This window comes from Bradyrhizobium sp. BR 10261 (assembly GCF_019455395.1).
GTDB lineage: Bacteria > Pseudomonadota > Alphaproteobacteria > Rhizobiales > Xanthobacteraceae > Bradyrhizobium > Bradyrhizobium manausense.
Genome location: NZ_JACOFQ010000003.1, coordinates 24,902 through 38,340, shown reverse-complemented (window position 1 = coordinate 38,340; position 13,439 = coordinate 24,902). Strand labels below are relative to the sequence as shown.

The 13,439-nt window shown below is 64.5% G+C and carries 13 protein-coding genes; 7 read left to right on the top strand and 6 right to left on the bottom strand.

The window, feature by feature from the left end; genetic code table 11:
- Nucleotides 1-63: 63 nt before the first annotated feature.
- Together ubiG and HYH07_RS03995 are read right to left on the bottom strand one after the other, a co-directional pair.
- Nucleotides 64-837 carry a bifunctional 2-polyprenyl-6-hydroxyphenol methylase/3-demethylubiquinol 3-O-methyltransferase UbiG gene (ubiG, locus tag HYH07_RS04000; RefSeq protein ID WP_220001255.1) on the bottom strand — a complete coding sequence of 258 codons (774 nt, stop codon included), beginning with the start codon at nt 835-837 and terminating at the stop codon, nt 64-66.
- 14 nt (nt 838-851) lie between these two features.
- Nucleotides 852-1,319 (bottom strand): PH domain-containing protein, encoded by a 468-nt coding sequence (locus HYH07_RS03995; protein WP_057747421.1) that lies wholly within the window; start codon nt 1,317-1,319, stop codon nt 852-854.
- 152 nt (nt 1,320-1,471) lie between these two features.
- Here HYH07_RS03995 and HYH07_RS03990 point away from each other — a divergent pair, with 152 nt between their 5' ends.
- The 3 genes from HYH07_RS03990 (at nt 1,472) to prfA (ending at nt 6,486) form a co-directional block, all read left to right on the top strand.
- Nucleotides 1,472-2,728, top strand: coding sequence for an aspartate kinase (locus HYH07_RS03990; RefSeq protein WP_220001254.1), 1,257 nt, complete (start codon nt 1,472-1,474; stop codon nt 2,726-2,728).
- Between the two features lie 348 nt (nt 2,729-3,076).
- The gene (gene ptsP / locus HYH07_RS03985; RefSeq protein WP_220001253.1) at nt 3,077-5,344 is read left to right on the top strand and encodes a phosphoenolpyruvate--protein phosphotransferase; all 2,268 of its coding nucleotides are present in this window, start codon (nt 3,077-3,079) and stop codon (nt 5,342-5,344) included.
- Between the two features lie 56 nt (nt 5,345-5,400).
- A complete protein-coding gene (prfA, locus tag HYH07_RS03980; RefSeq protein WP_220001252.1) occupies nt 5,401-6,486 on the top strand; it encodes a peptide chain release factor 1 in 1,086 nt (361 codons plus the stop codon).
- A 15-nt stretch (nt 6,487-6,501) separates the two neighbouring features.
- Here the strand turns inward: prfA and HYH07_RS03975 are convergent, their stop codons facing one another.
- Nucleotides 6,502-6,915, bottom strand: a complete 414-nt coding sequence (locus tag HYH07_RS03975; protein WP_409363878.1) for a MarR family winged helix-turn-helix transcriptional regulator — start codon at nt 6,913-6,915, stop codon at nt 6,502-6,504.
- A gap of 312 nt (nt 6,916-7,227) precedes the next feature.
- On the opposite strand from HYH07_RS03975, the gene prmC reads away from it, so the two are divergent.
- Nucleotides 7,228-8,112, top strand: coding sequence for a peptide chain release factor N(5)-glutamine methyltransferase (gene prmC, locus HYH07_RS03970; protein ID WP_228749225.1), 885 nt, complete (start codon nt 7,228-7,230; stop codon nt 8,110-8,112).
- A 462-nt stretch (nt 8,113-8,574) separates the two neighbouring features.
- Nucleotides 8,575-9,351, top strand: a complete 777-nt coding sequence (locus HYH07_RS03965) for a DUF4167 domain-containing protein (protein ID WP_220001249.1) — start codon at nt 8,575-8,577, stop codon at nt 9,349-9,351.
- A 62-nt stretch (nt 9,352-9,413) separates the two neighbouring features.
- Here HYH07_RS03965 and HYH07_RS03960 read toward each other — a convergent pair whose 3' ends face one another.
- The gene (locus tag HYH07_RS03960) at nt 9,414-10,160 is read right to left on the bottom strand and encodes a methyltransferase domain-containing protein (protein ID WP_220001248.1); all 747 of its coding nucleotides are present in this window, start codon (nt 10,158-10,160) and stop codon (nt 9,414-9,416) included.
- A 108-nt stretch (nt 10,161-10,268) separates the two neighbouring features.
- Here HYH07_RS03960 and gloB point away from each other — a divergent pair, with 108 nt between their 5' ends.
- Together gloB and HYH07_RS03950 are read left to right on the top strand one after the other, a co-directional pair.
- Complete coding sequence (gene gloB, locus HYH07_RS03955; protein WP_220001247.1) at nt 10,269-11,036, top strand: hydroxyacylglutathione hydrolase; 768 nt, start codon at nt 10,269-10,271, stop codon at nt 11,034-11,036.
- A 36-nt stretch (nt 11,037-11,072) separates the two neighbouring features.
- Nucleotides 11,073-11,537, top strand: coding sequence for a cupin domain-containing protein (locus tag HYH07_RS03950; RefSeq protein ID WP_220001246.1), 465 nt, complete (start codon nt 11,073-11,075; stop codon nt 11,535-11,537).
- 91 nt (nt 11,538-11,628) lie between these two features.
- Here the strand turns inward: HYH07_RS03950 and HYH07_RS03945 are convergent, their stop codons facing one another.
- Both HYH07_RS03945 and phbB read right to left on the bottom strand, forming a co-directional pair.
- On the bottom strand, nt 11,629-12,498 hold the full coding sequence (locus HYH07_RS03945) for a DMT family transporter (RefSeq protein ID WP_220001245.1): 870 nt from the start codon (nt 12,496-12,498) through the stop codon (nt 11,629-11,631).
- 101 nt (nt 12,499-12,599) lie between these two features.
- On the bottom strand, nt 12,600-13,325 hold the full coding sequence (gene phbB, locus HYH07_RS03940; protein ID WP_057747410.1) for an acetoacetyl-CoA reductase: 726 nt from the start codon (nt 13,323-13,325) through the stop codon (nt 12,600-12,602).
- Nucleotides 13,326-13,439 lie beyond the last annotated feature (114 nt).

The following is a 13,439-nucleotide window of genomic DNA, read 5'->3' as shown; positions in this document are numbered from 1 at the left end:
GCGATGCTCGCGCCACAAACTCAGTGTTTGTGGAAGCAGCTAGGCCACGACTAGCAGCCCCCCTCACATCATCGCTTCAGCCACCACCATGTAGTTCACGTCCATGTCGGACGAGAGCGTCCATTTGTCGGCGAAGGGGGAGTAGACCACGCCGGTCTGCTCGGTGATGACGAGGCGGTTGTCGAGGAGATGTTTGGTCAGCTCGTCAGGGGTGACGAACTTGTTCCATTCGTGGGTGCCGGGCGGCAGCCAGCGCAACACGTATTCGGCGCCGACGATGGCGAGCGCAAAGCTCTTCCAATTGCGGTTGAGCGTGGACACCACCATCAGGCCGTTCGGCTTCAGCATCGAGGCGCAGCGCTTGAGAAAAACGCCGACGTCGACGACGTGCTCGATCACCTCCATCGCCAGCACGATGTCGAAGCGCTCGCGCGGATCAATCTCCTCCACCGTGGTGCAGCGGTAATCGATCGACAGATGGCTCTTACCGGCATGCAGCTTCGCGGCCGCAATGTTGCTGGCCGACGGGTCGACGCCGATGACCTGTGCGCCCAGGCGCGACAGCGGCTCGCACAACAGGCCGGCGCCGCAGCCGATGTCGAGCACACGCAGGCCACCGAGGCTGTTGAGGCTGCGCACATTGCGCTCGAACTTGCGGCAGGCGGCGTCGCGGATATAGCCGAGCCGCAGCGGATTGATCCGGTGCAGCGGCGCCATCTTGCCTTTGGGGTCCCACCACTCGGCTGACAGCTTTGAGAATTTCGCGATCTCGGCGGCGTCGACGGTCGAGCCCGGCGGCATGGTGGCAGTTGCGGAACTATCTTGCTGCATGCTCATGGTTACGCGCGGTCCTAACGCGTGGTGATCGAACTACGGAAGGCAAGCGGATCGGCGATGGTCTTGATCGTTTCGATCCCTTCGCCGACGCCGCGAATGGTCACGTCGCCATAGTTGAGAATTCGTCCAAGAATCGTCTGGTCGACATCGACACTCTCGACCTTATCCAGCGCCATTTCAAAGGTGCGACGCTTGATGAACCCGGTCTTATGCACAACCCTGAGATTGGTGACGTCGGTCTCGGTGGTGAAGCGGTGGAACCAGCCTTTCACCGTCCAGAACAGGGCGGCCAGCGCCACCAGGCCGGAGCCGAACAAACAGATGATCATCACGCCGTAGATGTCGGTCCGGCGAGAGACCACGAATAGGGCGATCGCCACGATCCAGGCCAGAATGGCCGGGAAGTAGAAGATCCAGTGCGCATTGGTCGAATACAGCACCCGCTCGCCGGGCTGCAGGATTTCGTCAATATAGCGCGCCATGACCTCTGATAACCCATTGCCTGGACTGGCCGGTGCAGGAACCCGCTTGCCCCCGGACCCGCCCCTCTGTATACGCGCGGTCGGTATCCCCCTGGGCATCCGTCCGGCGCGGGTCACCATACTGATCCTCAAGAGGGAATGCACGCGTCGTCATGAGCCGTCTCGTGATGAAATTCGGCGGCACGTCCGTCGCCAACATCGAACGTATCCGCAACGTCGCACGCCATGTGAAGCGTGAGGTCGACGCAGGCCATGAAGTGGCTGTGGTCGTCTCGGCGATGTCGGGCAAGACCAACGAGCTGGTGGCCTGGTGCACCGAGGCCTCGCCGATGCACGACGCGCGCGAATACGACGCCGTCGTCGCCTCCGGCGAACAGGTCACCTCGGGCCTGCTGGCCATCGTGCTCCAGAGCATGGGCATCCAGGCCCGCTCCTGGCAGGGCTGGCAGATCCCGATCAAGACGAGCGATGCTCATGCCTCGGCCCGGATCGAGGACATCGACGGCAGCGAGATCATCAAGCGCTTCCAGGAGCGGAAAGAGGTCGCTGTCATCGCCGGCTTCCAGGGCATCGATCCCAGGACGGGCCGTATCACCACCCTTGGCCGTGGCGGCTCCGATACCTCGGCCGTGGCGATTGCCGCCGCCGTCAAGGCCGATCGCTGCGACATCTACACCGACGTCGATGGCGTCTACACCACCGACCCGCGCATCGTGCCGAAGGCCAAGCGGCTCGACAAGATCGCATTCGAAGACATGCTGGAACTGGCCTCCCAGGGCGCCAAGGTGCTCCAGGTGCGCTCGGTGGAACTCGGCATGGTCCACAACATGCCGATCTTCGTCCGCTCCAGCTTCGACAAGCCCGAGGATATCGACCCGCATGCCAACCAGCCGCCCGGCACCCTGATCTGCGGCGAGGAGGAGATCATGGAAAACCACGTCGTCACCGGTATCGCCTTTTCGAAGGACGAGGCCCAGATCTCGGTGCGCCAGATCGAGGACAAGCCTGGCGTTGCCGCATCGATCTTCGGCCCGCTCGCGGATGCCAATATCAACGTCGACATGATCGTCCAGAACGTGTCTGAAGACGGCAAGACCACCGACCTCACCTTCACGGTGCCGGCCGCCGACCACGTCAGGGCCAAGGAGACGATCACCGCCGCCAAGGCCAAGATCGGGTATGCACGGCTGGATACTGCGACCGACGTCGCCAAGATCTCGGTGATCGGCAGCGGCATGCGCAGCCATGCCGGCGTCGCGGCCCAGGCGTTTTCGGCCCTCGCAGGACGGAATATCAACATCCGGGCCATTACAACCTCCGAGATCAAATTCTCGGTTTTGATCGACACCGCCTATACCGAGCTTGCGGTGCGCACGCTGCACACGCTCTACGGCCTCGATCAGGCCTGAAGCGCGACCGTCGCATGGTCTTGCCGGAAAACTGCTTCGCACTTTCCGGACCATGCCAAGGCTAATTTTCTCTTAGCGGTCGCAGCAAACGCTGGGGTGTACACACCTTCGCGTTTGGCAGGCGTTTTGCTTGGCAAAACAAGCCTCAATTCGCTATACGGCGGACAGGGTGGGCTGCCGCAGACTGTGTCCCAGTTCAGGCGGCGCTGATTCGACGCAAGCACAAAATCTCAGGAAGATTTGCGTTTGCGCCTGCGCCGGACAAACAATTTGATTGTTTTTCTGGAATTTTAGGCCAGCCGCCGGCCAATATCGCCGGACCGGGCAGACGGAGGAGATTGACGGTTCATGCGGAGCGCGTCGGGAGGTCCCCGCGTCTTATTGAGACGGCTCCGCGAAACCATGGCGGAGCAGGTCTCGGCCCAGGAGCGGCTGGACAAGATCGTGGTGCTGATTGCCGCCAACATGGTGGCCGAGGTGTGCTCGGTCTATGTGCTGCGAGTTGACAACACCCTCGAGCTCTACGCCACCGAAGGCCTCAACCGCGAGGCCGTGCACCACACCGTCCTCAGCGCCCATGAGGGCCTGGTCGGCCTTGTCGCCAGCGAGGCGACGCCGCTCAATCTGAACGACGCGCAGAGCCATCCGGCCTTCTCGTTCCGCCCCGAGACCGGCGAAGAGATCTATCACTCCTTCCTCGGCGTGCCGATCCTGCGCGCTGGCAACACGCTCGGCGTGCTGGTGGTGCAGAACCGCGCCAAGCGCACCTATGTCGAGGAGGAGCTCGAGGCGCTGCAGACCACCGCCATGGTGCTGGCGGAGCTGATCGCGTCAGGCGAATTGTCCGCGCTGGCCCAGCCGGGCCTGGAGCCGGCCGCGCGCCATTCGACGCAGAAGGCCGGTGCGATCCTCTCGGAAGGAATTGCGCTCGGCCATGTGGTGCTGCACGAGCCGCGCGTCGTCATCAAGGACTACATTGCCGAGGACCTGCCGAAGGAAATCAAGCGGCTCGACACCGCGCTGGCCAAGCTGCGCTCGGATCTCGACCGCATGCTGGAGCGCGGCGATGTCGCCGAGGGCGGCGAGCACCGCGACGTGCTCGAAGCCTACCGCATGTTCGCCAACGATCAGGGCTGGTCGCACAAGCTGCACGAGGCGGTCGCCACCGGCCTCACCGCGGAAGCCGCCGTCGAGCGCGTCCAATCCGACACCCGAGCCCGCATGCTGCGCTCCACCGATCCATACCTGCGCGATCGCCTGCATGACCTGGAAGACCTCGGCTACCGCCTGATGCGGCAGCTGGTCGGCCAGGACCACGCGCCTTCACGCGAACAATTGCCCGACAATGCCATCGTCATCGCGCGTGCGATGGGCCCGGCGGCACTGCTCGATTACGACCGCAAGCGCCTGCGCGGCATCGTGCTGGAGGAAGGCACCGCCAACTCCCACGTCTCGATCGTGGCCCGCGCGCTCGGCATTCCCGCGGTCGGCGAAGTGCCGAATGCGCCCGGCATTGCCGATCCAGGCGATGCCATCATCGTCGACGGCACCTCGGGCGCGATCTATGTGCGCCCGTCGCAGGAGATCGAAGCAGCCTATGCCGAACGGGTGCGCTTCCGCGCCCGCCGCCAGGCACAATATCTGGCGCTGCGCGACCGGCCCTGCGTCACCAAGGACGGCGAGAAGGTCGAGCTCCTGATCAATGCGGGCCTTGCCATCGACCTGCCGCATATCGACGACACCGGCAGCGCCGGCATCGGCCTGTTCCGCACCGAGCTGCAATTCATGGTGGGACAGAGCCTGCCGCGCACCAGCGACCAGCTCGCGCTCTACCGCGCCGTGCTGGACGCCGCGGGCCCCAAGCCCGTCACCTTCCGCACCCTCGACATCGGCGGCGACAAGGCGCTGCCCTACATGGAGACGGTGATCGAGGAGAATCCCGCGCTCGGCTGGCGCGCGATCCGGCTCGGACTGGACCGTCCCGGCCTCTTACGCGGCCAGATCCGCGCGTTGCTCCGGGCCGGCGGCGGCCGCGCACTGCGGATCATGTTCCCGATGATCACGGAGGTCGCCGAATTCGATTCGGCGAAGGCGCTGGTCGAGCGCGAGCTGACTTATTTGCGCCAGCATGGCCACACCCTGCCGGAGCGCATCGACATCGGCACCATGGTCGAGGTGCCCGCCCTGCTCTACCAGCTCGACGAACTCCTGAAGAAGGTCGACTTCATCTCGGTCGGCTCCAACGATCTGTTCCAGTTCCTGTTCGCGGTCGACCGCGGCAATGCCAAGGTCTCCGAGCGCTTCGACACCATGTCGACGCCGATCCTGCGCGCGCTGCGCGACATCGCGCAAAAAACGCTGGCCGCGAAGAAATCGCTGTCGCTCTGCGGCGAGATGGCCTCGAAGCCGATCGGCGCGCTGGCGCTGCTGGCGATGGGCTACCGCTCGCTGTCGCTGTCGGCGACCGCGCTCGGCCCGGTCAAGGCGATGGTGATCGACCTCGACGTCAACAAGGCTGCAGCGATGCTTGGACCCCTGCTGGATGCACCTAGCGGCAGCGTTTCGATCCGGCAGAAGCTGACGGAATTTGCCGAGGCCGAGGGCCTGGCGTTGTAGCGGACCTGCCGCTCGCCGTCGCCGCCTCGCTTCCCTCCGCTATTCGAGACTGAACCATGTCGTCACTCCCCGAAGCCAAATTGGACCTCCTGCTCGCGCATCACGCGTCCCTCGAGGCCGAGTCGCTCGGACAGCTCTCCTCCGAGCGCTACGTCCAGGTCACGCGCGAGCTCGCCGAGATCACCCCGCTGATCGAGGCGGTGAAGACGTATCGCTCTGCCGTCAAGGAGCTCGCCGACACCGAGGCGCTGATCGCCGATCCGGCGACCGATGCCGAGATGCGCAGCATGGCCGAAGCCGAGCGCGACGAGCTCAATCCGAAGATCGAGGAGCTCGTCCAGAAGATCCGCATCGCGCTGCTGCCCAAGGACGCCATGGACGACCGCAACGTCGTGCTGGAAATCCGCGCCGGCACCGGCGGCGACGAGGCCTCGCTGTTCGCCGGCGATCTGTTCCGGATGTACGAACGCTTCGCTGCCTTGCAGGGTTGGAAGGTCGAGGTGATCTCGGCGAGCGAAGGCACTGTCGGCGGCTACAAGGAAATCATCGCGGAGGTGCAGGGCCGCGGCGCGTTCTCGAAGCTGAAATTCGAATCCGGCGTGCACCGGGTGCAGCGCGTGCCCGACACCGAGACGCAGGGGCGCATCCACACCTCGGCGGCCACCGTCGCGGTGATGCCCGAGGTCGAGGATGTCGACGTCGAGATCAGGAACGAGGATCTGCGCATCGAGACCATGCGCGCGCAAGGCGCCGGCGGCCAGCACGTCAACAAGACGGAATCGGCGATCCGCATCACCCATATCCCGACCGGGATCGTGGTGATGATGCAGGACAGCCGCTCGCAGCACAAGAACCGCGCCTCGGCGATGAACATCCTGCGCTCGCGCATCTACGATGCCGAGCGGCAGCGCGTCGATGCCGCACGCTCGGCCGAGCGTAAGGAGAAGGTCGGCTCCGGCGACCGCTCCGAGCGCATCCGCACCTATAATTTCCCGCAAGGTCGCGTCACCGACCACCGCATCAATCTGACGCTCTACAAGCTGCCGCAGGTGATATCAGGCGAAGCGCTCGGCGAACTCACCGATGCGCTGACCACGGAGCACCAGGCCGCGCAGCTCGCCGCACAGGGCGCAGCGGCCTGACAGGCCGCGGGGCGTTCAGGCCTCGCCGGGCGCTCCGAAGGTTTTCAACAGACGGCTCAGCGCCGGGCTCGCGGCGCGGCGGAGCTCCTCGAGGTTCTTGCGCGAGAGCGCCTGGAGCTTCTGCTCGCCTTTTTTCGTCAGCTTGAGATGCACGCGCCTGGCATCCTCCGGATCGGCGAGGCGAGCGACAAGGCCCCGCTTTTCGAGGCGATTGATCAGCTCGACAGCGGAGTGATGCCGGATCAGCAGAAATTTCGCGACGTCGCCAACGGTTGCCGGGCCCGGGCGGACAAAGCCCTTGATGCCGAGCAGCGCCTGATGTTGCGTCGGCGTCAATCCCTGTACGGCGGCGGCCGCCTCGCTGAATGCCAGAAAGCTTCGGATCTGGTAGCGAAACTGCGCCAGCGCTGCGTAATCGGAGTCACGCATCGTACTGCGCCTCGCCGATGCCACCACCTTCGACCGCTGCGCCCTCTTGGCTTGAGCCATGCCTGCCTCGACAATGCCGCCCGCCGTCGCCGGAGGCTTAGCCTAAAGTAGCAAGCGGCCGCAGCCGGACCAACCGGCCGAGGTCACGGATGCACAGCTATCCGACGGCCTATTCGACGCTGGACGACATTCTGATCGTCATAGGCCGCCATGGATGTCCCTCCTGCGCTGCGCGGTGATCAAGCGCGCTCGTTTCCGTTGACGCTGGCAAGGCAGCCGATCTATCCACGATGCCAGGCAGGATGGTTCCCCTTGGCGACAGGCTTTGATCCCGGACAGAGCATCGAGAGCGCGCGACGTGCGCTGTCGGCGCTGCTGCAATCGGCCGGCGTCGAGGAGCCGTCCCTCGATGCGCGCCTGCTTGTTGGCGCTGCACTGGGGCTCGATCTGACCGGCCTGATCACGGAGGCGGCGCGACCGCTCACGCCAGAGGAGGCTGCGCGGCTCGAAGGGTACGCGCAGCGAAGGCTCGCACATGAGCCGGTCGCCCGCATTCTCGGCATCAGGGAATTCTGGGGTCTGCCGTTTCGTTTGTCGGAAGCAACCCTGGTCCCCCGACCCGATACCGAGACGGTGGTCGAGCGTGCACTCGAGCATTTTCGCGAGCTCGGTCGCTCTCATCCGCCTGTTATCGCCGATATCGGCACCGGATCGGGCGCGATCCTGCTTGCGCTGCTGCACGAGATTCCCGAAGCCTTTGGTGTCGGCACCGATCTCAGCCTGACCGCGCTTGATACCGCCAGGGTCAATGCCGCCGCCCTCGGCCTCGCCCACCGCGCCGGCTTCGTCGCCTGCTCGTATGCGGCGGCCCTTCGCGGCCCGTTCGACCTGATCGTGTCCAACCCGCCCTATATTCCTGCAGGGGAGATTCCGAAATTGGGCATCGAGGTCCGCGAGTACGATCCGCACCTGGCGCTCGATGGCGGCAATGACGGATACGATGCCTACCGTGCCATGATACCCCAGGCAGCCGGCCTGCTCACCCCCGGCGGGGCGCTGATCGTCGAGGCCGGCCAGGGACAGGCGCCGATGATTGAAACCTTAATGGCAGCTGCCGCGTTATCGATCGACCGGCCCCCCAAGGCTGACCTGGCGGGCATTCCCAGGGCCGTCTCGGCCCGAAAAATGCCCCCATAAAAGCCGGATTGGGCTCGAAAAACCTCTTGGAATATCCCGTGGGAACGACTACGTTCCGGTCAACACATCGGTGCCGGCCCCGTAGACCTACGGGCGAAAGCCGGGCTCTCGGGCGAGAGCTTTACTGATTATAGGTTCCAAGCCGCAGGTCCTGTTGAGCGCGATGGCCAGTAGAGCTGCGCTGCTCTCCGACCGCAACGTGAACGAAAGCCTGATATTGCGCTTGAAGACTTACGCAACAAAGCTGGGCTTGTTTCGGCAGGCGATATGAATGGGTTCGCTGGCAATGGATGCTGGCGGGTGGGGAACGCGTCTTTGTTGAACGCGACGGCCGACGAACATTGGCAGGGTTCAAACCGCACTTGCGCGCGGTGCGCATGAGGCCTGTGAACCCTTGTCATCAGGTCACTCCTAGCAATCAGTAATGCGTGCAACCTCTAGGGCTGGAATTAAAGGCAGGACATGAGAAACGGTCAGAACAAGCAGCGGATGCGCAACCGCAACAACAACAATAACAACAACCGACGCGGCCAGAACCCGATGACCCGGGTCTACGAATCGAACGGCCCCGACATCAAGATCCGCGGCACTGCCTCCCACATCGCCGAAAAATATCTTCAGCTGGCGCGCGACGCCCGCTCCTCGGGCGACCCGGTTGCCGCCGAAAACTACTACCAGCATGCCGAGCACTATTTCCGCCTGATCGCGGCGGCCCAGGAGCAGTTCCGCCAGAACCAGCAACCGCGCGGCGAGGAGCCCATCAGCACCAGCAGCGATGACGGCGAGGACGACGGCGATAATTTCTCGGCCTTCGGCCAGGAGCCGGGTTTCGTTCCGCAGCCGCCGCAGCAACAGCCCTTCATGCGCGACCGCGACGGCCAGCGCGATCACCAGCGTGATTACCAGCAGCGCGACAACCAGCAGCCCTATCAGCGCGATCAGCAACCGCGCGAGCATCGCGAGCGCGACCATCGTCCGCAGCCGCAATATCATCAGCAGCCGCAGCCGCAGAACCAGCCGCAACCTGTCGTCGCCGATGCCGGCAGCGTCGATCGCCTGCCGTCCTTCATCACCGGCGCGCAGCCGCAGACCAACGGTGCGCCCGGCGGCTTCGAAGGTGGCACTGGCGGCGGGGGTGAGCGTTATCCGCGGCGACGCCGCCGGCCGCATGGCGGCCCGCGTCCCGAGCGCGAGGCCGCTCCGGCCGCGACAAGCGACGATCTCGCCCCTGGCGAGTAAGCCACCCTTCCGATCTTGATGGATTGCAGTCGTCCCGGCCTCGCCGCCGGGACGATTTGTTTTCAGCCCCGCCTCACCGTGGTCGAGGACGGCACCAGCACCGGTTTCGCCAGCGAGGGAATCAGCCTCGCCCGTTCGCGCTTGGCGGGGATCGCGCGATAGACCTGCTTGGTCGCTTCGACGATGTGGACGCCGGCGAAGGGCAGCGACAGCGCCGCTCCAGCCCGCTCCCACATCTGCGCTGACTTCAGCACCCAGCGACCGGCATAAGGCGGCATGAACAGCGCCTCGCCCCAGCCGGTCGGCGTGAACCAGGTCTGGCGCAACAGGTCCGTGATCTGCGAGCGCGAATAGGGACGGCCGTGGCCGAACGGCGTGTTGTCGCTCCGCGTCCAGACGCCGCGCCTGTTCGGAATCACCGCGATGACACGCCCTGAGGGCGACAGCACCCGCCACACCTCGCGCAGCAGCGCGGCCGGATCGTCCGACATCTCCAGCGCATGGATCAGCAGGATGCGGTCCACAACAGCGTCGGGAAGCGGCAGCGAGAACTCATCGACCAGCGCGGCCAGCGCGGGCCGCCCGGTCGGCCATTTGAGCACGCCCTGCGCTGCCGGCATGAAGGCAATACAGCGCTCCGCGTCCTCGCGGAACAATCCGAGATAGGGCGTCGGGTAGCCGATGCCGAGCACGCGCTGGCCCTCGGCGCCCGGCCAGCGTTCCCTGATGCCGCGATTGATCATCTGCCGCGCCACGATGCCGAGACGGCGGGAATAGAATTCTCTGAGGTCGACGACGTCGATGGTCATGAGGGCAATGTAACATGCGCTGGGGCGCGGCTGCGCGCCCAATATTGCATTGCCTGCGCAACGTTAACGCCATATTTGTCTGGCGGGGCTGAGCGCGATGGAGATGTCATGGCCGCCGAAATTCGTACTTTCACCTGTTTAAACGACAATTTCGGTTATCTGATCCACGATGTGGAAACCAAGGCAACCGCGTCGATCGACGCCCCCGAAGCCGGCCCCATCATCAAGGCGCTGGAGCGTGAGGGCTGGCAGCTCACCGACATCCTGATCACCCATCATCATGGCGATCATGTCGGCGGGGTCGCCGAGCTCAAGCAGAAATACAATTGCCGCGTCGTCGCGCCGCATGACAAGACGACGAAGATCGCCAATGTCGATTTGCGCGTTGCCAATGCCGACGTGGTCAAGGTCGGCTCGTTGCTGGGGCGCGTGCTGGAGACGCCCGGTCACACGCTCGATCACATCTCCTACGTGTTCGATACCGAGAAGACGCTGTTCGCCGCCGACACGCTGTTCTCGATCGGCTGCGGCCGGGTGTTCGAGGGCAACTATCCGATGATGTGGGACTCGCTCTTGAAGCTGCGGGCGCTCCCCGACGACTTCAAGCTCTATTGCGGCCACGAATACACGGCGTCCAACGTCAAATTCGCACTCACCGTGGAGCCCGACAATGCGGCGCTGCAGGCAAGGGCGGCCGAGGTTGCGAAGCTGCGGGCGGAGAACAAGCCGACGATTCCCTCACTGCTTGGCGATGAGAAGCGAGCAAACGTGTTCCTGCGCGCTGACGAACCGGCGGTCGCAGCCAGGCTACACATGAAGGGCGCGGATGCCGCCGCAGTGTTCGGCGAGCTGCGCGAGCGCAAGAACAAGTCCTGACGCAAAGCCTTGAACAATAAAACCTGGCGGGGATCGATGCCGACCGCAGCCGAGATCATCGCGCGCCTCGAACTCCGCCCGCATCCCGAGGGCGGCCATTACCGCGAGACCTTTCGCGACCAGACCACCGACGCCAACGGCCGGTCACGCTCGACGCTGATCTACTTCCTGCTGGCGTGCGGCGAGCGCTCGCACTGGCATCGGATCGATGCGGTCGAGACCTGGCACTATTATGCCGGCAGTCCCTTGATGCTGCGCATCGCCCATGAGGGCTGCTCCCAGCACGAGGTGCGGCTCGGCACCGACCTCGTCAGCGGCGAGCGGCCGCAGGCCATCGTGCCGGCGCACGCCTGGCAAATGGCGGAGACCACTGGCGAGTGGACGCTGGTCGGCTGCACCGTGGCGCCGGCATTCGAGTTCGCAAAGTTCGAGCTCGCGCCGAAGGGCTGGGAGCCGTCGCCCAACTGTCATTCCGGGACGCCGCGCAGCGGCGAGCTATGATGCGCAATTGCGCATCTGAGAATCCGTTTCACCATCATCGACGCGGATAGATGGATTCCGGGCTCGCGCTTCGCGCGCCCCGGAATGACGATCATCGCTTTCGCAGCACCATGTCCTTCGCGGCGATCAGGCCGCCGCCGGCGATCAGGATGGCGGCGACCGCGATGTTGGCGCTGGCTTTGGCAAAGCCGGCTGCAATGAGGAAGCCGGTCGAGAGCAGCGGCGTCGCGTAGGACGCGGCGCCAAGCACGCGGATGTCACCCCACTTCATGCCGACGTCCCAGGCGTAGAAGGCAGCACCGACCGGGCCGATGCCGAGCCCGATCACGGCGAGCCATTGCAAAATGGTCTCCGGCCATACCGTGGTCTCGAGCAGACTATGCATCAGCGCGGCGAGCAGCGATGTGGCGAGGCAGAAGCCGGCGACAGCATCGGTCGGCACTGCCTTCAATCGCCGAGACAGCACCGAATAGGCCGCCCAGACGAAGGCGGCGATGAAGGCCGCGATCAATCCCGGTACCGCACCCGGCGCGAAGCCTGACGTATTGCCGGCAAACAGCAGCACCGTGCCGACGAGGCCGAGCACCGCACCGACGATGTGATGCACGGCAAGCCGCTCGCCCGGCAGGAAGGACGAGAACAGCACGATCAGCAGCGGCCACATGTAATTGAGAAGGCCCGCTTCGGCGGGCGGGGCAAAGCGCAGCGCGAGGAAATACAGTGCGTGATAGCCGAACAGGCCGCCGACGCCGACGACCCACACCACCACTGGCTGCCGCAGACTCTTTGCAGCATCACCGCGGCCGATCCAGGTGAGCAGCCCAACGAGGCCGCCGATCGCGAACGTCATGGCGGCGAGCTGAAAGGCCGGAATCTTGCCGGTCGCCACCGTCATCACTGACAGCAGCGACCACATCAGGATCGCGGTCAATCCGATCAGTGTGGCAGTACGCGGGGTCATCGATCAAAGGCTCTGAGGACGCTTATGCCCGGCGCGAGGCCGGGCATTTGCGTCTTCACTATCGCCTTGTCGCGCCCAACGCTACAGGCTTGATGTTCCTATCAGGCCTGATACTGGCCGCCATTGATGGACAGCGTCGAGCCGGTGATGAAGCCGGCTTCGTCGGCCGCGAGGAACACGACGGCGCGGGCGATCTCCTCCGGTTCGCCGAGCCGGTTGACCGGAATCTGCGGAATCACGTTCTTCTCCAGAACGTCCTTCGGCACGGCCTGCACCATCTCGGTGTTGATGTAGCCGGGGCAGATCGCATTCACGGTGATGCCGCCCTTGGCGTTCTCGAGCGCGAGCGCCTTGGTGAAGCCGATGTCGCCGGCCTTCGCTGCGGAATAGTTGACCTGGCCGAACTGACCCTTCTGGCCGTTGATTGACGAGATCGAGATGATGCGGCCGAACTTGCGCGAACGCATGCCCTCGATCACCTGCCGCGTCATGTTGAACAGCGAGCCGAGATTGGTGTTGATGACGGCGTTCCACTGCTCGAGCGTCATCTTGTGGAAGGCGGTGTCGCGCGTGATGCCGGCATTGTTGACGAGCACCTCGACCGGCCCGAGATCGGCCTCGACCTTCTTTACGCCCTCGGCGCAGGCATCGAAGCTGCTGACGTCCCATTTGTAGACGGCAATACCGGTCTCGGCCTTGAACTTCTCCGCCGCCGCGTCGTTGCCGGCGTAGCTCGCCGCGACCTTGTAGCCGGCCGCCTTCAACGCCTTGCTGATCGCAGCTCCAATGCCCCGCGTACCACCCGTCACCAATGCAACTCTTGCCATATCGTATTCCTTCCCTTGGACTCTTCGGACGTTTCTGAGCGATGGTTTTTAGCGATGGATTATGCGGTTGGTTTGACGGACATCAAGAACAAAACGCCCGGCGTTGAGCCGGGC